Here is a 23,641-nt window from a genome sequence, read left to right on the forward strand (position 1 = left end):
ATGCGCGATCATCGCGGGTGATCGCTCAAAAGTAACCCTTCTTTGTCCTGCCGCTTCCCGGATTGAGAACCATAGCGGCGTCTCATCTATTACCCAGCAGACGATTGCGCAGCAATCTGCCGAGAGGGCATGAAGAGCTTCGCAGATGCTTTGAGATGCGCCAGCAAGGCGCGGCCTCAGTTCATGTGCGGCCTTGTCGACCCAGAACGCCAAAGTGGAGCGGTCGATATCGACGCCCTATCGCGCATAGATTTGCGATTGACGATACAGTGGCAGATGGTCGGCATACTTCGAGACAATCACACTGGCGACAGCCGCCTCGGCCGGCATCCCATCTTCGATCAGTTGCAGTTTGGCAGGCGCGTGCACAATTCCAGCTTCACATGACCGGCATCTATACTTAGGACGACGGGTGACGATGACGCGGAACTGCGCAGGGATGATATCCAGCCGTTTGCTGACGCCTTTGCCCCCCTCTCATTGATCGCTTTGCAATCAACTGCCGGGCAGAGGATGACGTGGCGCTCAGTACCGCAACCACAGGTCACGTCTGGGGCGCGCACTTCCTCGATGCGCAGCAAATGCTTTGGCAGAACCCCGCGCTCTTTGCTTTGGGGTGATCAACTGCTTTATCCTCAACCTGGACGACAGCCATGGCTGTCTCAATATCGTCCAGCGCAAGGTGGTATGGATCCGCCCTCCCGGCGGATTTCTACGTAATCGCCTGCCGGGCAATAGATGGCCCTTCTCGCACTTTGCGCCGTAAAGCGCCTGCTTGAAGTCTGCCAGCAGTTTTTCAAGGCGCACAACGGGACCTTCCTTGAGTTCGATGATGCCATCACACTCATCAATAGTCCTGTTTTGCGCGCCAATCTGGACCTTTGCCGTCAATTAAGAGGGCCTTGAACGCATCGATATCGTCCACTGCCCGACAGGGCATCGCATAGCGATGTCCCGAGAGGGAGGAAGATCAGCAGGAAAAGGCATGGATGTTTTTTACCAAAACCTCGCCTCAGCCGCCTGCGTAAAACGCCGTCCGAGTTATTCTGTCGCAGCAGGTAGACGGCTCTTCAACGGCGTTACCCCCCGCCAATCCAGACCCGCAAACAGCGCCTCAAATTGCGCAGGGTCCAGCCGTAAAACGCCGTCGCGAATGATAGGCCATTTGAATGCATTCTGCTACAATCGTTTGTACTCCATGACCAAGCCGGTCCCATCCCATCCTTTACCCTCGTCGTGCTTGATCTTATCTAAGAGCAGATGACGTGCCCCTAGTTTCCTAGACGCTTGCCTTGTTCATTTTCTGCTGTTCCATTTCATAGTCAACCGGTGACTGCATGCTATTGTTCGTGTGCTTGCGTGTAGGGTTGTAGAACATCTCGATGTAGTCGAACACGTCTTGCCTTGCTGCGTCGCGTGTGAGGTACGTTCGTCGCCTGATCCGCTCCCGTTTCAATAGGTGAAAAAAGTTCTCTGCCACGGCATTGTCATGGCAATTCCCACGCCTGCTCATACTGGCATCCAGATTGTGTTTGCTGAGAACCGATTGCCACTCTGCACCCGTGAACTATAGCCTTGGACGCCCTTCTAAGTGTCAAGCCGCGATCTGAGCCCGATTGATCTGTTTGTGGCGTCGCGCGATGATGTTGAAGACTTCGCGAGCTATGTATCGCTTGACGCAGCGGATTGCTTCGAGTTTGGAATGGCCTTGGGCTACTCGGCGCGCCACGTATTCTTGGGTCTTTGAATCCAGTCGCAACCGTCCAATTGCAATGATATGAAGCGCGCTGTTGGCGGCACGGTCGCCGCCCCGGTTCAACCGGTGGCGTGTTGTTTTGACTGATGACGCCGGAACCGGACTGACACCGCATAGAGCAGCAAAGCTTGTCTCTGATCTCAGTCGTTCAGGATTGTCACCTGCAGTCAGCAAAAGTTGGGCCGCGCTGTTCAACCCAATTGAGTTGCGTGCGATCAGCTCTGGAGCCAGGTCTTTGACAATTGCTTCGATCATATCGTCAAGGTCGGCCACTTCGTCATGCAGTTCGAGATAACGACGTGCCAGTGATTTGAGCGCGATCTTGTAGGCTTCTTCAACATCCCGATACCCTGATAAGTCGGGCTGCCAGGCCGCCAAAGTCCGTATCAATTGCATACGGGTCATTTTGCGCAGAGTGTCGCGCAATCGATCCGGAGCGCAAACAATTGTCGTCTGGATTATTTGCAGCGCGATCCGGCGTGCTTGAACCGCATGCGTCGGGCAAACAGCGCCCCACGCTGTTTGCTGGTCCTCCTCATTGCGGCAAACCTTCAATACACGCAGGGATTCCACCATTCTATCTCGACTGCGCGGGGTGACTGTGCGCCGCTCTGCGAAAGCCGCATGGGCGGTACTTTCAGCATCAAAGTCATCATTCTTGCCGCGCCGTCTTCGATCCAGCTTGTGTGGTGCGGTTACCTCCAGAACATCAACATCAGCGACCTGCATATATCTTAAAAGTCCTGCGCCGCAACTGCCGGTGCATTCCACCCCAATGCGCTGCAGGTTCCCGAATGACCGCATCCACGCCAGCATCAACTTGTAACCCTGCCGCGTCGTCGCAAAGTTCTGCGTGCCCAGCACTTGATCATTATCATCGACAACTGCCGCAACATGAAGATCTTTATGCGTATCAACCCCGCCAACGACTGGGATGGTTTGCTTAGTTTTGCCCATGGGATCATCCTTTGCGGCGGCTTTCGACATACTTCACCAGAAAGAATGCACGGACAGGACAGTCATGAGACCAAGTGGTCAGGCCCTTCTTTGGTCACGCGATATCTTCGAGACGAAGCCTCACCGCAAAGCGTTCCCGGATGATCGACAGGTCCAGGGAAAGACACAAGTCAGGTCGATCGGAGTGAGGGTCAGATCACACCAAGAGGCCAAGCGGTACCAACCCAACGAATGGTCGATCGGTGTTAGAGTCAAACCACCCGAGAACTGGTGTCCATTCTATGACTGTCGGAATGGATCATGACCTTTTGCTTTGGCTTGCGTCGCCAAACCGCGGCCAAGAGCGCTTGTAGGGCGAGATCGGTTGTCATACGCGCCCAAATACTTGCCTGCGATGTGGTGGTGTGTGCCAACCTCAGCGCGACGCAGGCGGCTAAAGAAGCTTTCCGCTTGGTTGGTGCAGGCACCATTTTTGGAATATGCGATCTGGTGGTTGATGCGCTTTATTGGGAAGTAGGCGGCCAGCTTGTCCCAGTGTGACGCTTCGTCAGCGTGAACTGTGGAGCCGTGCTGCACGTTTGCGGCGACCAGAGCGACGCCTTCGGCCTCTGTGGCGGTCACATAGGTAATTGTGCGGCCACCACGCTCACGCATGACGATAACAGACTGACGCTTGCCGGACTGGTGGATTTTCTTGCGGCGGTCCTTGCGGTCCTTCTTTTCGTTTGCGGGCTTAACATAGCCACCGAAGTAAGCGCCATCCACTTCGACAGAACCGGACAATGCGCCTTCGTTGCGGGCAATCTCTATGCTTTCGCGGACCTTGTGCAGCAGGACGAACGCGGTTTTGTAGTCAACCGACAGATCGCGGGACAACTGCAATGCGCTGTAGCCCTTTGCGCCGTTTATAAAGATCGCGATTGCCGCCAGAATATCGCGGATCGCCAGTTTGCGGCTTGCGAAGATCGTGCCAGAGGTCAGGCTGTATTGCTTTGCGCACCCTTTGCACTTGTATACCTGACGTGTTCTGAGGTCGTAGGCTTCACAGCAACCGCACTCTGGGCAATATGGTGCGCCATCGGTGTCAGCGAAGCGGATATTGCGGACAGCATCGCGGGCTTCGTCGTGAGACATGCGCATGACCTTCACAAGTGAAAGTGTTTTGGCTGCGGGCGAGAGTAGAAAGTGCTGTGACATATCATATCCGATGATGTTATACATCGTATACAGGTATAGTGTTCATCACATGCAAGAGTTATATCATCATAAATGATGTATTTTATGAGGATTCGATGATGTCAGCAACAGATGCCTATGAAGCTAAAGCCAAGAATATACTGAAATCCGAACTCAAACGGCGCGGGATCACTTATGCCCAGTTGGCGGAAAAGCTTGCCGCCTTTGGTGCTACCGAGAATGAGCGCAACCTTGCGAACAAGATAAGCCGGGGCAGCTTCACGGCTGCATTCTTTATGATGTGTATGGATGCAATAGGTGCCAACAACGTCAACCTAGAAGCGTGATCGCGCATAAAAACACTAAATAAAGTGTATTACTTCATCATGTTTGGTGAGCTTGCTCCATAATGTCGTAAAATTACCAAGCAAAGCGTCTAGAAATCTAGGGGCACCTCAGCCCTTCATCCGAAATGTCGTTAAATGTGACTGCGAAGGAGTCATAGGTTTGTGCTCTCAGGCAGCCAAGCTCCACCAAACGGCATTGCCTGGCGAAGACCTTCACGGAAAGCTCGCGGCTGTATTCGCCTGCCATGACTCGCTTGACGGTCTTCAGCAGGTTAGAGCCGATGCTGCTGTCGTTTTCGAACTGCTCGCCACAATAATGGACCCGGATCCCGGCACGAGAGCAGACATGCTCGTGACAGGCCCCTTTATCAGCATCCTGAAGCTGGCCCCAGCGGCTGACGTCACAGACCAGAATGGCCCTGAAATCAGCCTGGACTGTTCGGACCTCGACCATCAGGTTCTGCAGCGCCTCGCGGCCGTACAAGCGCAATCCGAACCGTCCGGAGTCGTCAAAGACGCGCAGGATCTGCAAACCCCGGACGGAAGCAAAATTCCGGATTATGTCGAGCTGGTTCTCGGTCGAGCACTTCTGGTGATCGGTCGACATCCGCACATAAACTGGGATTGCACCACAATGCTCAGATGTGGCCAAAACCGGCCACAACTACTTGCCTCCTGCTTCCTTCCACAAACTTTTACACAGGGATCACACCTAACTTTAGGTTGCATTTTTCAGATTTTTTGGTTAACATTTGCTATTCTTTGATTTATTTGGCTTGGTTTGGATGTGAATTTCCGGAACCGCTTTCATTTTTATACTCTGGTGTTGGCATTTGCGATTATCCCCCCGCAGAGCCACGCAGATTTGTTAATTTACCACTTTGATGTGGAAACCGGGGATTCCACCCTGATCATGGATACTGTGTCCCGCCGGAGTTTGCTTGTCGATGCCGGCGACAGAGGATACGGGCGAAATATTCTGGTGCCAGAGCTGAAGAAACTGGGCCTTAACCAAATCAACTACTTTTTGGCGACACATTACGATGCGGATCACATCGGTGGTTTTCACGAGCTGATCGATGAGGGCATTCTGTTCACGGAGGCTGTTTTTGATCGAGGTGGCGTCACCAGTCGAACCGAAACGACGGCAAAAGGGAACAAGACGGAATACGGGACCTATATTGAATACGCCTCCTCACTCAGAACGACACTTCGGCCCGGATGCGACAAGACGATCGACTTGGGCCCGGATATCTCCGTCATGGTCGTGGCCGGTGCGGGCGAATTTCTGAAAGAAACTAAACCGTCCTGCGTTCTGGACAGTATTTCCATACCCAAGAACAAGGACAACGATCTGAGCATCGCTCTGGTGATCTCAATCGGCAACTTTTCGTATTTCATCGGTGGGGATCTGACGGGTGGCGGCAACGGCACGAAAAAGATGGAGCCGCTGGTGGCCCGTGCGGTGGGGGACATTGACGTTCTCAAGGTGAACCACCACGGCTCGGAAACCAGTTCAAACGAAGATTTTCTGCGGTTTCTGTTGCCCGAGGTGGCCGTGATTTCCATCGGCAATGGCGGGCGGAACCTGAAGTATCGCTTGCCACGACAGTCAATTTTGGACCGTCTGTCGGATTTGGAAAGTGACCCCACCGTTTTTCTCACCAACAGCGGCGAAGGTGGTCGCTTGTCCGACAGCTATGTCGAGGATCGCCATATTATCGTATTCTCGGATGGCGAGAGTTATCACGTGAACGGCATCATTTATTCAGCGAATGACAACTAGGAATTCGAACGTTTTGAGGAGCGCGCAATGACAGACCAACAGAACAGCATTCCCGACCAGCCCGAAACGGAAACCGGATTCATGAGTATCTTTCGCCGCAAAGCTGGGCGCGAAATTAACATCACCGAAAAGCTGCTGGATGACGTCGGCCTATTGGCCCAGCATGGCGTGCGCACAGGTCGGGTGCCCGCCGACGTCAGTTTCCAAGATATTTATAACGCCCGCATTCAGTGGGAGACCAAAGGCGAACTCTCACCGCAGGAAATCGGACTTCTGGTGGAGGCCTACCAAAAACTGCAAAGCCAGTTCGCCAATGTCACCCCCGACACCCTGAGCGCCACAACGCCGGAAAAAGAGGGTAAGATGCAGACCAGTCCAGCTGGCCGATATCTGTTCAAACTATGGATTACCGTCATCGTGATGATCGTGATGGTTCTGTTGTCCAATTTCCTGCAGTTCTACCACGATTTCAACTTGACGGATTTTGAGGAGGAATGGGAAGACTGGGACTATAAAGTCAGTTACGCTTATCAGTTTTCGCAATATATGGAGCCCTTCGTTTATGGGACGCTTGGCGCGTTGGCGCATATGTTGAGGGTGACGGCCCGGACGCTGCGAGATCGGGAATTTGACCCCAGTCGTGCGCCTGAACACATTAATCGCATCATTCTTGGCACGCTGAGCGGCGGTGCCATCATCCTGTTTATTGCACAAATAACCGACGAAGACGGTCAGCTCCTGCAAATCTCGGCGGCCGCTCTGGGTTTTATCGCCGGGTATAGTGTGGATTTTCTGTTCCAGACAATTGACAGGATCGTAGAGGCCATCTTGCCACAGGTTGGTCTTTCTACAGTTCAGTTGCGCCAGAAGAATGCTCGCAACCTCGACCTTCTGGCTCAATATCGGGACCTGCTCAACACCGAGACCGACGCTGCGAAGAAAGAGCTTCTAAAAGACGTCGTGTCTGACCTGAAGCGCCTGTAAACCGCGAGACCAGTCCGGTGCAGGCCGCCAAACCTAATAGCTTTGGGTGCCTTTTTGGACCGGGATATCGATTTTTGGCAATTTATTGATGCGTGGCAACAGAAAACGGGGGAATTCGGGGCGAAACTGACGCGCAAAAAACGAAGGCATGTCAATCAACGCGGCGCTGCGAACCCATCGTGATGCGCCGATCCGATTGTCGACGCGGCAACACCTGATCACGCCGAAAAAATACCGCGGAGCTTGCCCAAAAGCTGGCAGGGCCGACCCCGCGCTTGGCCCAATGGACCTCGTTCAACGGGTCCGTCAAATCGGACCCAAGGCAATTTTGGGACGCTTTAGCCACAGTTGTTGAATGTAATGGACGACCGTTTCGGGCCGTCCTCAGCCCCTGAGCACGATTCATTCAAAGTCTGGAGTGACTTCAGATTGGCATCTCAACGGACATCACGCGGGAACAGATACGGCTTGGGCAAATGAGCTTCGACATTTTTCCAATGCTTGAAACCACATATTACGGGGGCAGTCAGTGCGAGATCATCCAGGGCCGTTTCGTCGGGAAAGACTTTGCGCCATTGGCATGATGCAGGGTCTTGGAGGGGCGTGCTTTGGAAGACGAACAGCATGAACACCCCGGCCCATGACTGGACCTTTTGGGGCTGTCGGCGCTGCGTTCATTTGTTTCATGCGCACGACGCGTACCGCCCGACATGACGGCAAGCCTCGGTGCGTTCAATAAAACGCGGGGCGCGCTGCTGGCGCATTCCGGGCACTCACAGGGCACATTGAACCGCTCCAGAGTGGCGAAGGCGGTAAAGGGACCGCAGTCCTCGCAATAATAGTCATATAGAGGCATGTCCTGCTCCTTGTTGTTTGGGGGCCGGGCGGCTTGCATCAAACCGCCCGTTGTATTTTTCAAAGATCCGGCGCAATCGGCATATCAACGGAGCCATCGAGATATTTCTTCGGGCCATCGGCGTTGGGCATCATGTCCCATTCGAATATATCGTTCGGCAACCAAAGCGTGGCACAAGCGTTGGGAATATCAACAACGCCGGAAATGTGCCCCTGCACTGGGGCCGTTCCGAGAATGGAGTAGGCCTGCGCGCCAGTGTAGCCAAATTTCTTCAAATACTCTATGGCGTTAAGGCAAGCCTGCCGGTAGGCAATATGTACATCAAGGTAGTGCTGCTCACCACTCTCATCGACAGAAATCCCCTCAAAAATCAGGAAATCATCATATTGCGGCTTGATCGGAGAAGGTTTGAAGATCGGGTTCTTGACCCCGTATTTCTCCATGCCAGCCTTGATGACCTCAACCTTCAGATGCAGCCAACCGGCCATTTCGATGGCCCCGCAGAAGGTGATCTCACCGTCACCCTGGCTGAAATGGAGGTCCCCCATCGAAAGGCCTGCGCCGTCCACATAAACGGGGAAATAGATCTTGCAGCCCCGGCTCAGATCCTTGATGTCGCAGTTCCCGCCATGTTCGCGCGGGGGCACCGTGCGGGCGGCTTCCATGGCGGCCTTGTCACGTGCATCACCCTGCATGGCACCCATATGCGCGCTTTGTGTATTGGGCAGCGCAGCCAGCGGCGGTACACGCTCGGGGTCGGTGTTGAAAAGCTTGGTCTCGCGGCTGTTCCACATGTCCAGCATCTTGCGATCCGGCAAACACCCGATCAGGCCGGGGTGGATGAGCCCTGCGTATTTCACGCCAGGCACGTGGCGGGATTTGGTGAACATGCCGTCGAAATCCCAGATCGATTTCTGTGCCGATGGGAAGTGATCGGTCAGAAAACCACCCCCGTTGTTCTTGGAAAAGAAGCCGTTAAAGCCCCAGTTCATCTCTTCCTTGGCACCGATGTCCAGAATTTCGACGACCAGCAGATCGCCCGGTTCGGCCCCTTTGACGCCAATGGGTCCCGAGAGGTAATGCACCTGTTCAAGTTCCACATCGCGCACATCGGAGGCATCATCGTCGTTTTTGATCTGCCCGCCGGTCCAGTCGTAGGTTTCGATCTTGAAATCATCGCCCTGCTCAACCCAGATGTTGATGGGAATGTCAGGATGCCAGCGGTTGTGGATATTCTCGTTCGTGTGCGGGCTTTCGCTGAGATCCACAGAAATTAATGTGTCTGCCATGGTGTAGGTCCTCTCCTTCTTAGTTTCTTGACGTCAAACGGATAGAAATTTCGATACGCGGTCGGCGTCGATGCCATCGCGGGGGCTGTCATGGACAAAACTCCCGTTCTCGATCACGATCACCCGGTCAGCCACGTCCAGCGCAAAGCTCAAAACTTGTTCTGACACGACGATCGTCAGGTTTTTCTCGTCGCGAATGCGGCGCAGGGTGCGGGCCATTTCGCGGATGATCGACGGCTGAATGCCCTCAGTTGGCTCATCAAGCAAAAGCACCTTCGGCGCGCTTGCCAGAGCGCGTGCAATGGCCAGCTGCTGTTGTTGACCGCCAGAAAGGTTGCCCCCCCGGCGCGACTTCATTTCCAACAGCACCGGAAAGAGTTCGTATATGTCCTCGGGGATATCCTTGGAGCCTGTCGTCGTAAGCCCGGTTTCGATGTTTTCGCGCACGGTCATGGAGGAAAAGATCATCCGACCCTGTGGCACATAAGCAAGCCCCGCGGCCACGCGCTGGTGCGGTTTCATGCCATAAACAGAGGTTTCGCCCACCCGCGCGTCGCCGTCCCTTTCGGGCAGGATACCCATGAGCGTCTTCATCAGCGTGGTTTTGCCCATGCCATTGCGACCCATTATGGCGACAATCTCGGCTGGTTTCACGTCCAGGTCGAGACCGTGAAGCACTTCGGATTCGCCATAGGCCGCGCGGAGATTCTTGATCGAAAGCATGGAGGCTCCTTTTCAGTGGCCGAGATAAACTTCGATGACCTTGGGGTCGTTTTGCACCCGTTCCATGGAGCCCTCAGAGAGGGTCTTGCCCTGGTGCAATACGGTCACGCGCGTCGCGATATCGGCGACAAATCCCATGTCGTGCTCGATCACAATCACCGAACGGTCCTTGATAATCGTGTTGAGAAGTTCCGCGGTTTTCTTGCGCTCAGCCACAGACATGCCCGCAACGGGTTCATCCAGCATCAGAAGTTCGGGGTCCTGGATCAGCAACATGCCAATTTCGAGCCATTGCTTTTGCCCATGGCTCAGAAACGCGGCTTTCTCATCAAGCAATGCCTCGAGGAAAATCGTCTTGGCGATCTCCTTAATCCGTGACCTGACCGCGTCGTTACGACGAAACGTCAGCGCGCCAAAAACGCTGTAACCATGCGGGTAGGACAGCTCCAGATTTTCGAAAACCGTCAAGTCCTCGTAAACCGAAGGTGTCTGGAATTTGCGCCCGACACCGGCATGCACGATCTGATCCTCGCGCATGCTCAAGAGTTCCTGACCCTTGAAATTGACGGACCCGCTGGTCGCCATGGTGCGCCCGCAGATAAGGTCAAGCACGGTTGTCTTGCCGGCACCATTTGGGCCGATGATGACGCGGCATTCATTGGGCTCAACATAAAAGCTGAGGTCATCGACCGCCTTGAACCCGTCAAAAGAGACGGTCAGCCCTTCGACGGAGAGAACGAAATTGGGGTTCTGGTCCAACATGGGTCTGTCTCCTATTCCGCCGCCGCGCGGGTTGCGTCGTCAGGCTTGGTTGCGTCGGTCGCGGATTTTGCCAAAAGGCGGTTGATGCGCGGGGCGACATGGTCGGCGTAAAGCCCGGCCAACCCGTTGGGAAAGAGCATCACGACAGCGATGAACAGACCGCCAAGACCGAACAGCCACAACTCCGGAAAGCTCTCAGAGAGCGAGGTTTTTGCCCAATTCACCAAAAGCGCGCCATAGACCGCACCGATGATGGACAGACGCCCGCCCACAGCACAGAAGATCACCATTTCGATGGAGGGCACGATGCCGACAAGCGTCGGCGACATAAACCCGACCTGCAAAGTGAACATGGCCCCGCCGATCCCGGCAAATGCAGCGCCCAAGCAGAAGATGAAGATCTTGAAGCTTGCAACGTCATAACCGGAAAAGCGCACCCGGTCTTCCTGATCCCGCATCGCGATAAGCAGGCGGCCCAGTTTTGATTTGCGCACGAATTGCGCGATGAACAGGCAGATGAAGAGCAACACGCCGTTGACGTAATAGAGCGTCTCTTTTGCGGCCTCAGTCCGGATGTCCCAGCCCTGCAATGTGCGCAGATCGGTAATGCCGTTCACACCGCCGGTGAAACCCTGTTGCCCGATGATCAGGATCGTCAGGATCGCGGCGAAGGCCTGGGTGATGATCGCAAAATAAACCCCGCCCACGCGCCGACGAAACATCGCCATGCCGATGATAAAGGCGAATATGACCGGCACCGCGACAACCGCAAAAAGGGCAAAAGCGAGATGGCTGAACGGTTCCCACCACCATGGCAAAGCTGTGAGCTGGTTCCAATCCATGAAATCGGGGATGCCGGGCGTGGATTGGATGGACGTGTTTTCAGGTGTTGAGGCTTCGAGTTTGAGAAACATCGCCATGCAGTAGCCGCCCAGTCCGAAGAAGACGCCTTGGCCAAGGCTGAGGATGCCACCGGCCCCCCAACACAGCACCAGACCGACCGCGACGAAAGCGTAGGTCAGGTATTTGCCAAACAAGTTGAGGCGGAAGCTGTCCAGTGCCAGCGGCAGGACAATGAAGATGATCGCGGCGAGTATGGCAAAGCCAACGATGTCTTGCCGGGTGAACAGGCGGTTGGAGGCGATGCTCATCTGTCAGGCTCCTTATTTGCGCAGCTTGAGGGTGAACAGACCTTGCGGGCGGATCATCAGGATGCCGACGACAATCAGCAGCGTCAGCACTTTGGCCATCGAACCGGAGAGGAAGAATTCCATGATCGACTGTGCCTGACTGATCGAAAAGGCGCTGGCGATGGTGCCGAGCAGGCTGCCTGCGCCACCAAAGACCACGACAAGGAAGGTATCCACAATATAGAGCTGCCCCGCTGTGGGCCCGGTCGATCCGATCATCGTGAAGGCGGAACCCGCCACGCCCGCGACACCGCAGCCGATGCCAAAGGTCAGACGGTCGGTCCAGGCGGTGTTGATCCCGACCGCATCGGCCATCACCCGATTTTGGCTGATCGCGCGTACCTGCAGACCCCAAGAGGAGCGAAACATCAGATAATAGACGGCCAGCGAGATCGTTACTGCCAGCACCATGACAAATATGCCGTTGATCGGGATTTCGACCAGATCGGTGAGCGGTAGCGATCCCATCATCCAATCCGGGATGCTCACGCCGACTTCGCGCGCACCGAAAACGCTGCGATAGAGCTGCTGCAAGATCAGGCTCAAACCCCAGGTGGCGAGCAATGTGTCAAGCGGGCGTTTGTAGAGGTGTCGGATCATCGCCCATTCAACGAAAAGACCCAATAAGCCGGACGCGAAGAATGCGATGATCATTGCGACAAAGAAATACATGCTAAAGAGGCCAGGCAGATAGGCCTCAAACAGATTGGACGTCAGATAGGTCATATAGGCGCCGAGGATCATGAACTCGCCATGCGCCATGTTGATCACGCCCATTTGGCCAAAAATGATGGCCAAACCCAAGGCCATCAGCACGAAGACCGAGAACAGAATAAGGCCGGCGAAGCCCTGCATGGCGAAAATCGCGCCTAGTTCGCTCATTGAGTAGTCGGCAAACATCCTGTGCCTCCGTGTCATGTTGGGGGAGAAAGGCGGGGGGCGTATCCTGGCAATACGCCTCCCCTTGCGGTGCTTACTGGTAGCCTTCCGGGAACGGATCCGGCTCCACCAACTCCGCAGTCTCAAAGACCACTTCATATTGACCATCCGCCTGCGCACGGCCCACGCGGGTCTTGGACCACAGATGGTGATTTTCGTGTATTTTCACGTATCCCTCGGGCGCGGTTGTCATCTCAATACCTGGGCTGGCCTCGCGCACTTTATCCACGTCAAAGGAACCCGCCTTCTCGACCGCAGCCTTCCACAGCCAAGGTCCGAGGTAAGCCGCCTGCGTCACGTCACCGATCACGATGTCCTCGCCCCACATCTCCTTGAAGGCCTTGACGAATGCGAGGTTGTTTTCGTTCTGAAGGCTCTGGAAATATTTCATGCAGGCATAGGTGCCTTCGATATTCTCGCCGCCGATGCCACGGATTTCATCCTCGGTCACGGAGATGGTCAGCACCATCGGGCTTTCACCTGCCGGATCGATCCCCGCGGCTTTCAACTGCTTATAGAATGCCACATTGGAACCGCCGACAACGATGGCATAGATCACATCGGGCTTGCGCAGGCGGATCTTGTTGATGACGGAGTTGAACTGGGTATGGCCCAGCGGATAATATTCCTCGCCCACAACCTTGGAATCCGGCAGGAAATTTTCGATATGCTTGCGCGCGATTTTATTGGATGTGCGTGGCCAGATGTAATCGGACCCGAGAAGATAAAACGACTTGGCGCCTTTGGTTTCAGAAACCCAATCAAGGCCCGCGATGATCTGCTGGGTCGCTTCCTGGCCCGTGTAGATCACATTGGGTGACTGCTCGAGACCTTCATAGAAAGTCGGGTAATAGAGGAACCCGTTATGCTGCTCAAAGACCGGCAGAACCGCCTTGCGGCTGGCGGACGTCCAGCAACCCATGACGGACGCAACCTTGTCATTCACCAGCAATTTGCGCGCCTTTTCCGCAAATGTGGGCCAGTCAGACGCGCCATCTTCCTGAATATATTCGATCTTGCGACCCAGAATACCACCCTGAGCGTTGATCTGTTCGATGGCCAGTTTTTCAGCCTGAACGGAACCGGTCTCCGAGATTGCCATCGTGCCCGTGACGGAATGCAGAATTCCGATCGTGACGGTGTCATCAGTCACTGCGAGGCCGGTTGTGTTGACTTCAGCGGTAGGAAAATCAGCGGCGCGCAGGCTTTTGGGCAAAAACAGCGAGGCTGTCATCGCGGCGGTGCCAGCCATAAACGCACGACGGCTCGCGCCTGTCATCTTTGCCGGGAATTTCTTATCAGACATGGACAATCCTTTCAGTTGATTGCGGTATTTGTGCAGAATCTGTGCAGGTTGCCTTAATCATCTGTTAATCATTGCCCGTCGCGAATACGTCGATTGACGTATGCCGCTGCGCGTAACTACGCTGTATCAACGTTCCAACATTGAATGTGACGGGGAGGGGAGGTCCCATTGCGCTGAAAACTTCAGCCAATCATCCTTTTCAGGATTACGGCTGTGGGACCGGGGATGCAGATGGCGACGACGTATCGCGCGACAAAGGAAAAACGGCAGTATAATCGTTGGGTTGCCAATGAAACAAAGGAAGACTTCGCGTTGCGCTTTACGGCCCACCGGGCCCGGCGCTGGTCTTGTGCACGAGTTGCCAATACCGCCATTGGCTCGATATCTTTCCTAGCGCTTGAGGCCATAGGTGCCGCGATCACGCTCTCTTACGGGTTTGATATCGCCGTCACCGCGATCATGCTGGTGGGGGCGGTTCTGTTTCTCACGGCCCTGCCCATCAGCTACTATGGTGCGCGCTACGGTGTGGATATTGACCTGCTGACGCGGGGGGCGGGATTTGGCTACATCGGCTCGACGATCACCTCACTGATCTATGCCACCTTCACCTTCATCTTTTTCGCGCTTGAGGCCGCAATCCTTGCGCTGGCCCTGGAATACAGCCTTGGGATTCCACTGGTTATTGGTTACTTCATCAGCGCGGTGGTGGTTATCCCACTTGTCGTGAATGGCTTCTCCAAGATCTCCTCATTTCAGGCCTGGACACAGCCGCTCTGGGTGCTGCTGCATATTGCGCCCTTCGTCATTCTGGGCGTTGTGGGCTACGATATCCAAGGCTGGTCCAGCTTTGAGGGCAACGCCGAACAAACCAGTGAGAGCAGCAGCAAGCTGATCATGTTGGGCGCGGCCTCTGGCGTCATTTTCTCTCTGATTGCGCAGGTCGGTGAACAGGTTGATTACCTGAGGTTCCTGCCCGTGCCGCACACGCCGTCAGAAAAGCGCCGCTGGTGGGCGTCGCTCCTATTAGCCGGTCCGGGGTGGTCCATCCTGGGCATGCTCAAGATGCTTGCAGGCTCCTATCTGGTGGTAATTGCCATCGCGAACGGGGTCCCCGAAGCACTGGCCACCGACCCGACGCGCATGTATGAAACCGTGTTTGACATGGCGCTGGAGCAGCCCTGGGCAGTTTTGTTGCTCACCAGCAGTTTTGTCATTCTCAGCCAGCTCAAAATCAATGTGACCAACGCCTATGCCGGCTCGATCGCTTGGTCCAACTTCTTTTCCCGCCTGACCCACGCCCATCCTGGCCGCGTGGTCTGGCTGGTGTTCAACGTCGCCATTGCCCTGATGTTGATGGAACTGGGCGTGTTCGGCGCTTTGGAGGCCACATTGGCGCTTTATTCGCATGTCGCGCTGGCGTGGATCGGCGCGTTGGTTGCCGATCTGGTCGTAAACAAACCGCTTGGCCTCAGCCCGCCGGGCATCGAATTTCGTCGCGCGCATCTTTACGATTTCAATCCTGTTGGGATCGGATCCATGGCAACGGCCTGTTTGCTCTCCCTACTTGCCTTTGGTGGCGCGTTCGGTGTGATGATGGAGGCCTTGTCCAGTTTTATCGCATTGGGAACCTCGTTTCTGCTGGCCCCTGTGATCGCCTGGGGCACGGGCGGGCGTTACTATATCGCAAGGCCCGCGCCGGTGGATGTCGCCGGGACATGCATCGTGTGTGATTACAGCTTTGATCCGCCCGACATGACGCATTGTCCGTTTCACGCCGGTCCGATCTGCTCGCTTTGCTGTACGCTGGACAGCGCTTGCAGAGACAGTTGCAAACCGCATGCACGTCTCGATAACGCCACACGTGGATTGCTGTTGCGGAAGCTACCGGGATCGGTGGCGCAGGCGCTGATGTCGCGCATGTCACGATTTATCTTCAGCACGGCTTTCATCGGTTTAGGCTTTGGAGGATTATTACTTTTTGTGCGTGACCTGCGTTATGCAGAGAACTTTGATGCGATACTCTGGGTTGTTTTCACGATGGTTCTGATCGTCAGCGGCATCACGGTTTGGATGTATCTGTTGGTGTCCGAAAGCCAAAGACAGGCGCGCAAGGAAGCTGAAAAACAGACGGAACGACTGCTTTTTGAGGTGCGCGCGCATGAACGCACGGATCAAGAGCTGCAACAGGCCAAGGATAAGGCGGAGGCCGCCAATCTTGCCAAGACGCGTTATATGACCGGGCTCAGCCATGAATTGCGAACGCCGCTTAATTCCATCTACGGATTTGCACAAATCCTTGAGCGCGACGAAGACATGCCCGCGCGCAGGCGCAATTCGATCACCACCATCCGGCGCAGCAGCGAACATCTGGCCGGTCTCATTGAGGGGCTGCTCGACATCTCGAGGATCGAGGCCGGGCGGCTGAAAATCAGCCGGGACCGCATCAACCTTCGGGTCTTTTTGCAGCAAGTCAGCTCGATTTTCGAAGAAGCCGCACGCGAAAAGAACCTCCGTTTCAGTATGGAAACCAGCAGGGTTCTGCCGGTGTGGATCACCTTTGATGAAAAGCGCCTGCGTCAGATCATCATCAACCTGCTGTCCAATGCCATCCGCTATACCGAGCAGGGCGAGGTTTCGATGCGGATCAAATACCGCAATGAAGTCGCCGTGATCGAGGTCAGCGACACCGGATGCGGCATTCGCAAAGAAGATCGCGCGCGGATCTGGGAGCCGTTCGAGCGCGGCAGCGGATCGCAGGCGCAGGGGTCGGGTCTCGGTCTGACCATTACCAAGCTGTTGGTCGAGATTCTGGGTGGCGAGATCGAAATGGAAAGCACCGAAGGCAAAGGCAGCCTGTTCCGGGTCCGCGTAATGTTGCCAGCGGTGCCGACGGATGCACGGGACAACCCATTTGAAACAATCGCGGAAACTGAACCGGTGTCTGTCTCGCGGGTGCTGGGGTCGCGCAAGACCTTGCTTGTGGTGGATGATGACCCCAACCACCTGGACCTTGTCGATAGCTTTCTGGCGCCCTTGGGTTTTGCGGTGTTGACCGCCCCGAGTGCAGAGCAGGCGATGGCAATGCTCGAAGACATCACGCCTGATCTGTTTGTGCTGGATATCGATTTGCCGGGTCTGGATGGGTATTCGCTGGCCGATAAATTGCGACAGGGGGCGCATCATTCATCCCCGATCATTGTGATCTCCGGGCATGCGATGGACACGCAAACTCCCACGTCCCAGGTCCCCCTGTGCGACGCTTTCATCACAAAACCCTACAATCTTGATGATCTTCTGTTGCGTATTGCCGAACTCCTGCGGCTTGAACTCGCCTATAAGGAAACACCCGGTTCAATGATAAGGCCCATCGCGGAATTTACCAAAGCAGAGCGTATCGAATTGATAGACCTTGCACGTAACGGCATGGCGCGCGCTTTGACAGATCGGATTGGCGAACTGGCCAAACAAGGCAGTTTGCGAGGCTCCATGCTGGTGCGCCTCAACAAGATGGCCTCGGTTTTCGATCTGCCGGGCATTGCTGATATTCTTGAGGAGATGACCGATGCCGACCGTTGACAGCAAAGACCGTCACATCGCGCTGGTCGTGGACGACAGTCCGGAAACCTTGAGCATGATCAGTACGGCGCTGGAGGAAAACGGCATCAGTGCCGTTGTGGCCACCAATGGTCACACGGCCCTTGATCTGGCACAACGCATACTCCCCGACGTCATTTTGCTGGATGCCATGATGCCGGGCATTGATGGGTTTGAGACCTGCTCCCTGCTCAAGGCAGACGAGCGTCTGGCGTATGCGCCGGTGATCTTCATGACCGGGCTTAGCGACCCTGAACATATCGTGCGCGGTCTTCAGGTTGGGGGTGTGGATTATGTCATGAAGCCCGCGGTCATCGACGAATTAATTGCGCGGATCACCACCCACATCATAAATGCAAAGGCGATACAGAGTGCACGTCAAGCGTTGGATACCTCAGGGCGCTCCATCATTGCGGTGTCCCCAACGGGTGCGTTGCTCTGGGGCAGCCCAAAAGCGCTTCGTTTTCTCGGGGAGCCGATAAAACATCCTGAAACGGCACTTACGGAAAACAAGTGTTTTCTGCGTTGGCTGTCTTCAACTTCGCAACTGCCTGCCTCAAAAGCGAGCAGCTTTTCGTTTGAGACCTTTGTGCTCGATTACATCGGCACGTCGCCTTCTGGTGAGGTTTTGCTGAAAACCCAACAAAAAGGGGGCGCGCGTCCCTATCACCAGCTTGAAGAGGTATTCGGCCTGACCCCGAGGGAGGCGGAGGTGCTGTTCTGGCTATCCCTGGGCAAGGCCAATCGCGATATCGCGCAAATCCTGTCGCTGAGCAGCAGAACCATCAATAAACATCTCGAACAGGTATTTCAGAAAATGGGCGTGGACAATCGCACCGCGGCGGCGGTCTCAGCAGACCGTGTGATGCATCAGCTATGAGGCATTGACCCGTTACGCCCTGTTGTTGAACAGACTGCCAGGCACATATTGAATGCCCATAGCGAAGATCACGTCAGATTGGCTGTTCAAAGCAGCTTTCAAGCAGATCCGTTGTGTTCTTTTCCGTCATTTTGATCGGATTCCCGCCACAACTGGGATCCTGCAAGGCAGAGGCCACAAGAGCGGCAATATCGGGATCTTTGACACCCAATTCGGTCAGGTTCTTCGGAATGCCCAATTGCGCGTTGAGTTCCCCCACGAAATTGTAAAATCCGTCGAACCCACCCGAGATGCTAAGGTAATTCGCGGCCCGCGCCAGGTGCTTGCGCACGCGGGGACGGTTAAACACCAACACCTGCTGCATGACCACCGCGTTCGTGGTGCCGTGATGCGTGTGATGCACAGCGCCGATCGGGTGGGAGAGCGCATGAATGGCTCCAAGCCCCTTCTGGAACGCCGTGGCCCCCATCGCTGCCGCCGACATCATATGCGCGCGCGCCGTCAAGTTGGTGCCATCGGTATAGGCCAGCACGAGGTTATCCTTGACCAGACGCATCCCTTCCAGTGCAATGCCCTGTGACATCGGGTGGTAATGCGGCGAGCAATAGGCCTCAAGGCAATGGGCAAAGGCGTCCATGCCGGTACCTGCGGTAATCATCTGCGGCATGCCAACGGTCAGTTCGGGGTCACAGATCACCACTGCGGGCAGCAGTTTGGGGTGGAAAATGATCTTTTTCTCGTGGGTTTCAGAATTGGTGATGACACTGGCGCGCCCGACTTCGGAACCGGTGCCTGCGGTGGTTGGTACGGCCACAATCGGCGCGATGGCGTCGGCATCGGCACGCGTCCACCAATCCTCAACGTCCTCGAAATCCCACAAGGGCCGGGTCTGTCCGGCCATGAAGGCAATCATCTTGCCCAGATCAAGCCCCGAGCCGCCGCCAAAGGCAACGACACCGTCATGCCCACCCTCAAGATAGGCCTTCACGCCCTCTTCAACGTTCTTTTCCGTTGGGTTGGGGTCTACATCCGAAAACAGCCCACGCCCCAGACCGCCCGCCGTCAGCAGTTCCAGCGCATTCCCCGTGATCGGCAGGTCCGCCAGCCCCTTATCCGTGACCAGCAAGGGTTTGGTGATTCCCGCAGCAGCGCAGGCCTGTGCGATTTCGGATATGCGGCCCGCACCAAAACGCACGGCGGTGGGGTATGACCAGTTAGCAATAAGAGACATCGGTTCAGGCCTTCTTGAGGTGGTAAGATTTGGGGCGCGTCAGGTTATGATAGCCGATCACAGACAGCCCGCCCCCCCGGCCCGTATCCTTGCAACCCGTCCAGCACAAGGCCGGATCGAGGTAATCGGCCCGGTTCATGAAGACGGTTCCAGTCTCGATCGCATCGCCAATGGCCTCGGCGCGCGCAATGTCTTGGGTCCAGAGCGAGGCCGTCAGCCCATAATCGCTGTCATTCATCAGCCGGATCGCCTCGGCGTCATCCTTGACGGGCATGATACCGACGACAGGGCCGAAGCTCTCCTCACGCATGACGCGCATGGAATGGTCCACATTCACCAGGATCTGCGGCATCAGATACGCGCCATCGTCCTGCGGGAAGAGCGCGGGATCAATCAATGCTTTCGCCCCCGCGGCAACCGCCTCAGCGGTTTGGCTGCGCACGGTATCGGCAAAACGGGCCTGCGCCATCGGGCCAAGAGTGGTTTCCGGGTCCATCGGATTGCCCAGCTTGTAGCCCTCAACGATCTTCACCGCCTTGGCCACGAAATCGTCAAACAGGCTCTCCACTACATAGATCCGCTCGATCCCACAGCAACATTGCCCGGAATTGAACATCGCGCCATCAATCAGCGTTTCGACCGCCGCATCGAGATCCGCGTCCTCCATCACATAGCCGGGGTCCTTGCCGCCAAGCTCCAGCCCGAGCCCGGTAAAGGTCCCCTGAGCGGCGGCTTCCATCGCCTGCCCGCCGCCAACCGATCCGGTGAAATTGACAAACCCGAATGCACGATCCGCGATCAGCGCCGATGTGGTCTTGTGATCAAGGAACACGTTCTGGAACACGCCGTCCGGCACGCCCGCATCATTAAATGCCTGGGCCAGCCGCTCGCCCACCAGCGGCGTTTGGCTGGCATGTTTGAGTATCACCGCATTGCCAGCGATCAACGCGGGCGCGACCGTGTTGATCGCCGTCATATAGGGGTAATTCCACGGGGCCACGACCAGCACCAACCCGTGCGGCACCCGCTTGATCACGCGGCGAAAATCACCGCTGTCCTCGACGGTGATTTCGGCCAATGCCTCTTCGGCGATGTCGGCCATATGCTGTGCGCGCTCGTTAAAGCCGCCAAATTCGCCGCCATAGCGGATCGGACGGCCCATTTGCCAAGCCAGTTCAGGCACGATCTCATCATTCATCGCGCCGATGTTTTCGACGCCCTTCATCACAAGCGCAGTGCGTTCGGACAGGGGCCGCGCGGCCCATAGGATCTGCGCGGCGCGCCCCTTACCCACGGCTTCGGCCGCCTCGAATTCGCTTAGGGTGGCGCGGGTGGCGTAAACCGATCCGTTGATCGGCGAAATACAGGTGATCGTCATTTTCAGGCCCTCTCAAAGCCGCGCGCGATTTCCCAATCGGTCACGGCACGGTCAAATTCTTCCTGCTCCCATTCGGCGCAGCGGGTGTAGTGATCCACCACATCATCGCCCATGGCTGCCCGCAACATTGCAGAGCCGCGCAGAGTTTCCGTGGCTGCGCGCAACGTTTGCGGGATATCGGCGGCCTTGGCATCCTCGTACACATCGCCCTGGGTCGGAGCGGCCAATTCCATCTTCTCCTCGATCCCTTTGATGCCTGCCGCCAACATTGCGGCCTGTGCCAGATAGGGGTTCAAATCCGACCCGCCGATGCGACATTCAACGCGCACGCCCTTGGTGCCATCTCCACAGAGGCGGAACCCAGCGGTGCGGTTATCCACCGACCAGACTGTTTTGGTGGGCGCGAAGGTCCCCTTGGAAAAGCGTTTATAGCTGTTCACGTAAGGCGCGAGAAACACCGTGTAATCAGGTGCATAAGCAATCAGCCCAGCCATATAATGCCGCATGAGATCGGACATGCCCAGCTTGTCCTTGGCATTGTAAAACGCGGGCGTCTCACCGTCCCAAAGCGATTGGTGCACATGGGACGAACTGCCCACCATGCCCGCCGCCCATTTGGGCAGGAAACTTGCGGCGTGCCCGTGCTGCCAGGCGATTTCCTTGATCGCATGTTTCGCAATCGTGTGGTGATCGGCACAAGCCAGCGCATCGGCATAGCGGATGTTTAGCTCCTCTTGTCCCGCTTCGGCCTCGCCTTTGGTGTTCTCTACCGGGATTCCAGCGGCATAGAGGTGATTGCGGATCGGGCGCATGATGCCCTCTTCTTTGGTGGTCTGGAAGATATGGTAATCCTCGTTATAGCCACTGATCGGGGCCAGATCGCGGAAACCGCTCTTGCGGATCTCATCCAGGCTTTTTTCGAACAGGAAAAACTCCAGCTCCGTCGCCATCATCGGGGTCAGCCCCATCGCCTCCAACCGCGCGATCTGGCGTTTCAGGATCGTGCGGGGGGCTTGGGGGACCAGATCATGGGTGCGGTGATCCAGCAGATCGCAGAGCACCATTGCGGTGCTCTCCAGCCACGGCACCGGGCGAATTGTCGTAAGGTCCGGTTTCATTACATAATCGCCATACCCGGAGGCCCAGGAGGTAGAGGCATAACCCTCCGGCGTGGCCATTTCGAGGTCCGTGGCCAGCAAGTAATTGCAGCAATGCGTCTCCACATAGGAATGTTGCACGAAATTCGCGCCGTGAAAGCGCTTGCCGGTCAGGCGGCCTTGCATATCGACAAAACACACAAGCACCGTGTCGATCAGCCCATCGGTGACCTGCGATTTCAGTTGATCAAAGCTTAGCATACCTGCCATCGGGAATTCCGTTCCATGTTAAGTGAGGGGCGACCAAAGCCGCCCCCAAGTGTTTAGCCATAGCGGTAAGGACGTCCCGCCTTCACCATATCTGCGTTATACTGTTTGAAGATTTCGACAACCTTCGCCTTGGTCGGGCTTTCTGCGGCGATCTCGTCCCAGAACACGAGGGCTGCGTCCTCGACCTGCTGCCATTCTTCGTCCGGAATCGTGGTCAATTGCATCTTGGTGCCATTGACGCGCAGGTTGGCCTCGCCGCCCCAATACCACCACTGGCGATAGTAATGCGACTGGTCCATGCACACACGCAGCAGTTCCTGCAAATCGGGCGGCAGCGCGTTGTAGCTTTCCATATTGGCAAAGAACGATCCCGCCCAGGCGCCGGAAATATTGTTGGTCAGGAAGTAGTTGGTCACATCTGCCCAGCCCACGGTGTAATCCTCGGTGATGCCCGACCAGGCGATGCCATCCAGCTCGCCCGTCTGCACGGCCACTTCGATATCTTCCCACGGCAGGGTGACAGGCACCACGCCAAATTGTGTCAGGAACCGGCCCGCCGTGGGGAAGGTAAAGACGCGCTTGCCCTTGAGGTCCGCAAGGCTGTTGATCGGGTCTTTGGTCGCGAAATGGCACGGATCCCAGGCCCCCGCAGAGATATGTTTGACGCCGACCGCTGAATATTCCTCGTCCCAGATTTCGTTCAGACCGTATTGGTTGAACAACACCGGAACATCGAGAGAGTAGCGCGACGCGAACGGGAAATAGCCGCCAAAAACCGTCACATCCGTGGGCGAGGCCATGGAATCATCATCCGATTGCACCGCGTCGATGGTGCCGTTTTGCATCGCGCGGAACAATTCGCCCGTGGGGACCAATTGGTCGGCAAAGAACAGCTCGATCTGCATCCGATCCCCGGCGATCTTGTTGAAACTATCGATAGCGGGTTTGATCACATGCTCGGCCAGCGCGGGACCGGCATAGGTCTGCATGCGCCATTTAATGGTGGATTGCGCCAGGGCCGGGGCGGCGAGCGGCGCGGCGGCGGCACCCGCTGCGGCGGTGGTGATAAACTTACGTCTTGTCGTCATGGTGGTTCTCCTTGTTGAATTGAATGCCCCAC

At 56.0% G+C, this 23,641-nt stretch carries 20 protein-coding genes and 2 pseudogenes; 5 read left to right on the forward strand and 17 right to left on the reverse strand.

The window, feature by feature from the left end; translation table 11 throughout:
- Nucleotides 1-28: 28 nt before the first annotated feature.
- The 5 genes and pseudogenes from ROLI_RS15260 to ROLI_RS15280 form a co-directional block, all read right to left on the reverse strand.
- Nucleotides 29-462, reverse strand: a pseudogene (locus ROLI_RS15260) (transposase); the annotation flags it as partial.
- Between the two features lie 63 nt (nt 463-525).
- Complete coding sequence (locus tag ROLI_RS15265) at nt 526-891, reverse strand: hypothetical protein (protein ID WP_187431338.1); 366 nt, start codon at nt 889-891, stop codon at nt 526-528.
- A 388-nt stretch (nt 892-1,279) separates the two neighbouring features.
- A pseudogene (locus ROLI_RS15270) lies at nt 1,280-1,567 on the reverse strand (IS3 family transposase); the annotation flags it as partial.
- Between the two features lie 27 nt (nt 1,568-1,594).
- Nucleotides 1,595-2,713, reverse strand: coding sequence for an IS110 family transposase (locus ROLI_RS15275; RefSeq protein ID WP_187431339.1), 1,119 nt, complete (start codon nt 2,711-2,713; stop codon nt 1,595-1,597).
- 279 nt (nt 2,714-2,992) lie between these two features.
- Complete coding sequence (locus tag ROLI_RS15280; protein WP_405048971.1) at nt 2,993-3,910, reverse strand: IS1595 family transposase; 918 nt, start codon at nt 3,908-3,910, stop codon at nt 2,993-2,995.
- Nucleotides 3,911-4,008: 98 nt separating this feature from the next.
- On the opposite strand from ROLI_RS15280, the gene ROLI_RS15285 reads away from it, so the two are divergent.
- The gene (locus ROLI_RS15285; RefSeq protein WP_187432150.1) at nt 4,009-4,236 is read left to right on the forward strand and encodes a DUF6471 domain-containing protein; all 228 of its coding nucleotides are present in this window, start codon (nt 4,009-4,011) and stop codon (nt 4,234-4,236) included.
- Nucleotides 4,237-4,333: 97 nt separating this feature from the next.
- Here the strand turns inward: ROLI_RS15285 and ROLI_RS15290 are convergent, their stop codons facing one another.
- Nucleotides 4,334-4,888 carry a recombinase family protein gene (locus ROLI_RS15290; RefSeq protein ID WP_338469191.1) on the reverse strand — a complete coding sequence of 185 codons (555 nt, stop codon included), beginning with the start codon at nt 4,886-4,888 and terminating at the stop codon, nt 4,334-4,336.
- Between the two features lie 213 nt (nt 4,889-5,101).
- Between ROLI_RS15290 and ROLI_RS15295 the strand changes: the two genes are divergently transcribed.
- Together ROLI_RS15295 and ROLI_RS15300 are read left to right on the forward strand one after the other, a co-directional pair.
- Nucleotides 5,102-6,022: a ComEC/Rec2 family competence protein gene (locus tag ROLI_RS15295; protein ID WP_187432148.1), complete on the forward strand. Its 921-nt coding sequence runs from the start codon at nt 5,102-5,104 to the stop codon at nt 6,020-6,022.
- 27 nt (nt 6,023-6,049) lie between these two features.
- Nucleotides 6,050-7,006, forward strand: coding sequence for a hypothetical protein (locus ROLI_RS15300; protein ID WP_187432147.1), 957 nt, complete (start codon nt 6,050-6,052; stop codon nt 7,004-7,006).
- Between the two features lie 526 nt (nt 7,007-7,532).
- On the opposite strand, the gene ROLI_RS15305 is transcribed toward ROLI_RS15300, so the two are convergent.
- The 7 genes from ROLI_RS15305 to urtA form a co-directional block, all read right to left on the reverse strand.
- On the reverse strand, nt 7,533-7,862 hold the full coding sequence (locus ROLI_RS15305; RefSeq protein ID WP_187432146.1) for a zinc ribbon domain-containing protein: 330 nt from the start codon (nt 7,860-7,862) through the stop codon (nt 7,533-7,535).
- Between the two features lie 59 nt (nt 7,863-7,921).
- A complete protein-coding gene (fmdA, locus tag ROLI_RS15310; RefSeq protein WP_187432145.1) occupies nt 7,922-9,151 on the reverse strand; it encodes a formamidase in 1,230 nt (409 codons plus the stop codon).
- A 33-nt stretch (nt 9,152-9,184) separates the two neighbouring features.
- Complete coding sequence (gene urtE / locus ROLI_RS15315) at nt 9,185-9,874, reverse strand: urea ABC transporter ATP-binding subunit UrtE (RefSeq protein ID WP_187432144.1); 690 nt, start codon at nt 9,872-9,874, stop codon at nt 9,185-9,187.
- 12 nt (nt 9,875-9,886) lie between these two features.
- Nucleotides 9,887-10,636, reverse strand: a complete 750-nt coding sequence (urtD, locus tag ROLI_RS15320) for an urea ABC transporter ATP-binding protein UrtD (protein WP_187432143.1) — start codon at nt 10,634-10,636, stop codon at nt 9,887-9,889.
- An 11-nt stretch (nt 10,637-10,647) separates the two neighbouring features.
- On the reverse strand, nt 10,648-11,787 hold the full coding sequence (gene urtC, locus ROLI_RS15325) for an urea ABC transporter permease subunit UrtC (RefSeq protein ID WP_187432142.1): 1,140 nt from the start codon (nt 11,785-11,787) through the stop codon (nt 10,648-10,650).
- Between the two features lie 12 nt (nt 11,788-11,799).
- Nucleotides 11,800-12,726 carry an urea ABC transporter permease subunit UrtB gene (gene urtB / locus ROLI_RS15330; protein ID WP_187432141.1) on the reverse strand — a complete coding sequence of 309 codons (927 nt, stop codon included), beginning with the start codon at nt 12,724-12,726 and terminating at the stop codon, nt 11,800-11,802.
- A 73-nt stretch (nt 12,727-12,799) separates the two neighbouring features.
- Entirely contained in the window at nt 12,800-14,071 is a 1,272-nt protein-coding gene (gene urtA, locus ROLI_RS15335) for an urea ABC transporter substrate-binding protein (RefSeq protein ID WP_187432140.1), read from the reverse strand.
- A gap of 231 nt (nt 14,072-14,302) precedes the next feature.
- Between urtA and ROLI_RS15340 the strand changes: the two genes are divergently transcribed.
- A complete protein-coding gene (locus ROLI_RS15340) occupies nt 14,303-17,647 on the forward strand; it encodes an ATP-binding protein (RefSeq protein WP_262386696.1) in 3,345 nt (1,114 codons plus the stop codon).
- Nucleotides 17,634-18,545: a DNA-binding response regulator gene (locus ROLI_RS15345; protein ID WP_187432139.1), complete on the forward strand. Its 912-nt coding sequence runs from the start codon at nt 17,634-17,636 to the stop codon at nt 18,543-18,545. The genes ROLI_RS15340 and ROLI_RS15345 overlap by 14 nt, the downstream gene beginning before the upstream one ends.
- A 73-nt stretch (nt 18,546-18,618) precedes the next feature.
- Here the strand turns inward: ROLI_RS15345 and ROLI_RS15350 are convergent, their stop codons facing one another.
- The 4 genes from ROLI_RS15350 to ROLI_RS15365 are packed head-to-tail and all read right to left on the reverse strand — an operon-like array spanning nt 18,619 to nt 23,609.
- A complete protein-coding gene (locus ROLI_RS15350) occupies nt 18,619-19,776 on the reverse strand; it encodes an iron-containing alcohol dehydrogenase (RefSeq protein WP_187432138.1) in 1,158 nt (385 codons plus the stop codon).
- A 4-nt stretch (nt 19,777-19,780) separates the two neighbouring features.
- Nucleotides 19,781-21,154: an aldehyde dehydrogenase family protein gene (locus ROLI_RS15355; protein WP_338469192.1), complete on the reverse strand. Its 1,374-nt coding sequence runs from the start codon at nt 21,152-21,154 to the stop codon at nt 19,781-19,783.
- A gap of 2 nt (nt 21,155-21,156) precedes the next feature.
- The gene (locus tag ROLI_RS15360) at nt 21,157-22,521 is read right to left on the reverse strand and encodes a glutamine synthetase family protein (RefSeq protein WP_187432223.1); all 1,365 of its coding nucleotides are present in this window, start codon (nt 22,519-22,521) and stop codon (nt 21,157-21,159) included.
- A gap of 53 nt (nt 22,522-22,574) precedes the next feature.
- Nucleotides 22,575-23,609, reverse strand: coding sequence for a TRAP transporter substrate-binding protein (locus tag ROLI_RS15365; protein WP_187432224.1), 1,035 nt, complete (start codon nt 23,607-23,609; stop codon nt 22,575-22,577).
- Nucleotides 23,610-23,641: the final 32 nt, after the last annotated feature.

Source organism: Roseobacter fucihabitans, from assembly GCF_014337925.2.
GTDB lineage: Bacteria > Pseudomonadota > Alphaproteobacteria > Rhodobacterales > Rhodobacteraceae > Roseobacter > Roseobacter fucihabitans.

Coding starts and splice junctions, on each gene's coding strand:
- ROLI_RS15275 (WP_187431339.1), bottom strand. CDS start 2,713: ATGGGCAAAACTAAGCAAACCATCCCAGTCGTTGGCGGGGTTGATACG.
- ROLI_RS15280 (WP_405048971.1), bottom strand. CDS start 3,910: ATGTCACAGCACTTTCTACTCTCGCCCGCAGCCAAAACACTTTCACTT.
- ROLI_RS15285 (WP_187432150.1), top strand. CDS start 4,009: ATGTCAGCAACAGATGCCTATGAAGCTAAAGCCAAGAATATACTGAAA.
- ROLI_RS15300 (WP_187432147.1), top strand. CDS start 6,050: ATGACAGACCAACAGAACAGCATTCCCGACCAGCCCGAAACGGAAACC.
- ROLI_RS15305 (WP_187432146.1), bottom strand. CDS start 7,862: ATGCCTCTATATGACTATTATTGCGAGGACTGCGGTCCCTTTACCGCC.
- fmdA (WP_187432145.1), bottom strand. CDS start 9,151: ATGGCAGACACATTAATTTCTGTGGATCTCAGCGAAAGCCCGCACACG.
- urtE (WP_187432144.1), bottom strand. CDS start 9,874: ATGCTTTCGATCAAGAATCTCCGCGCGGCCTATGGCGAATCCGAAGTG.
- urtD (WP_187432143.1), bottom strand. CDS start 10,636: ATGTTGGACCAGAACCCCAATTTCGTTCTCTCCGTCGAAGGGCTGACC.
- urtC (WP_187432142.1), bottom strand. CDS start 11,787: ATGAGCATCGCCTCCAACCGCCTGTTCACCCGGCAAGACATCGTTGGC.
- urtB (WP_187432141.1), bottom strand. CDS start 12,726: ATGTTTGCCGACTACTCAATGAGCGAACTAGGCGCGATTTTCGCCATG.
- urtA (WP_187432140.1), bottom strand. CDS start 14,071: ATGTCTGATAAGAAATTCCCGGCAAAGATGACAGGCGCGAGCCGTCGT.
- ROLI_RS15340 (WP_262386696.1), top strand. CDS start 14,303: ATGGCGACGACGTATCGCGCGACAAAGGAAAAACGGCAGTATAATCGT.
- ROLI_RS15345 (WP_187432139.1), top strand. CDS start 17,634: ATGCCGACCGTTGACAGCAAAGACCGTCACATCGCGCTGGTCGTGGAC.
- ROLI_RS15350 (WP_187432138.1), bottom strand. CDS start 19,776: ATGTCTCTTATTGCTAACTGGTCATACCCCACCGCCGTGCGTTTTGGT.
- ROLI_RS15355 (WP_338469192.1), bottom strand. CDS start 21,154: ATGACGATCACCTGTATTTCGCCGATCAACGGATCGGTTTACGCCACC.
- ROLI_RS15360 (WP_187432223.1), bottom strand. CDS start 22,521: ATGGCAGGTATGCTAAGCTTTGATCAACTGAAATCGCAGGTCACCGAT.
- ROLI_RS15365 (WP_187432224.1), bottom strand. CDS start 23,609: ATGACGACAAGACGTAAGTTTATCACCACCGCCGCAGCGGGTGCCGCC.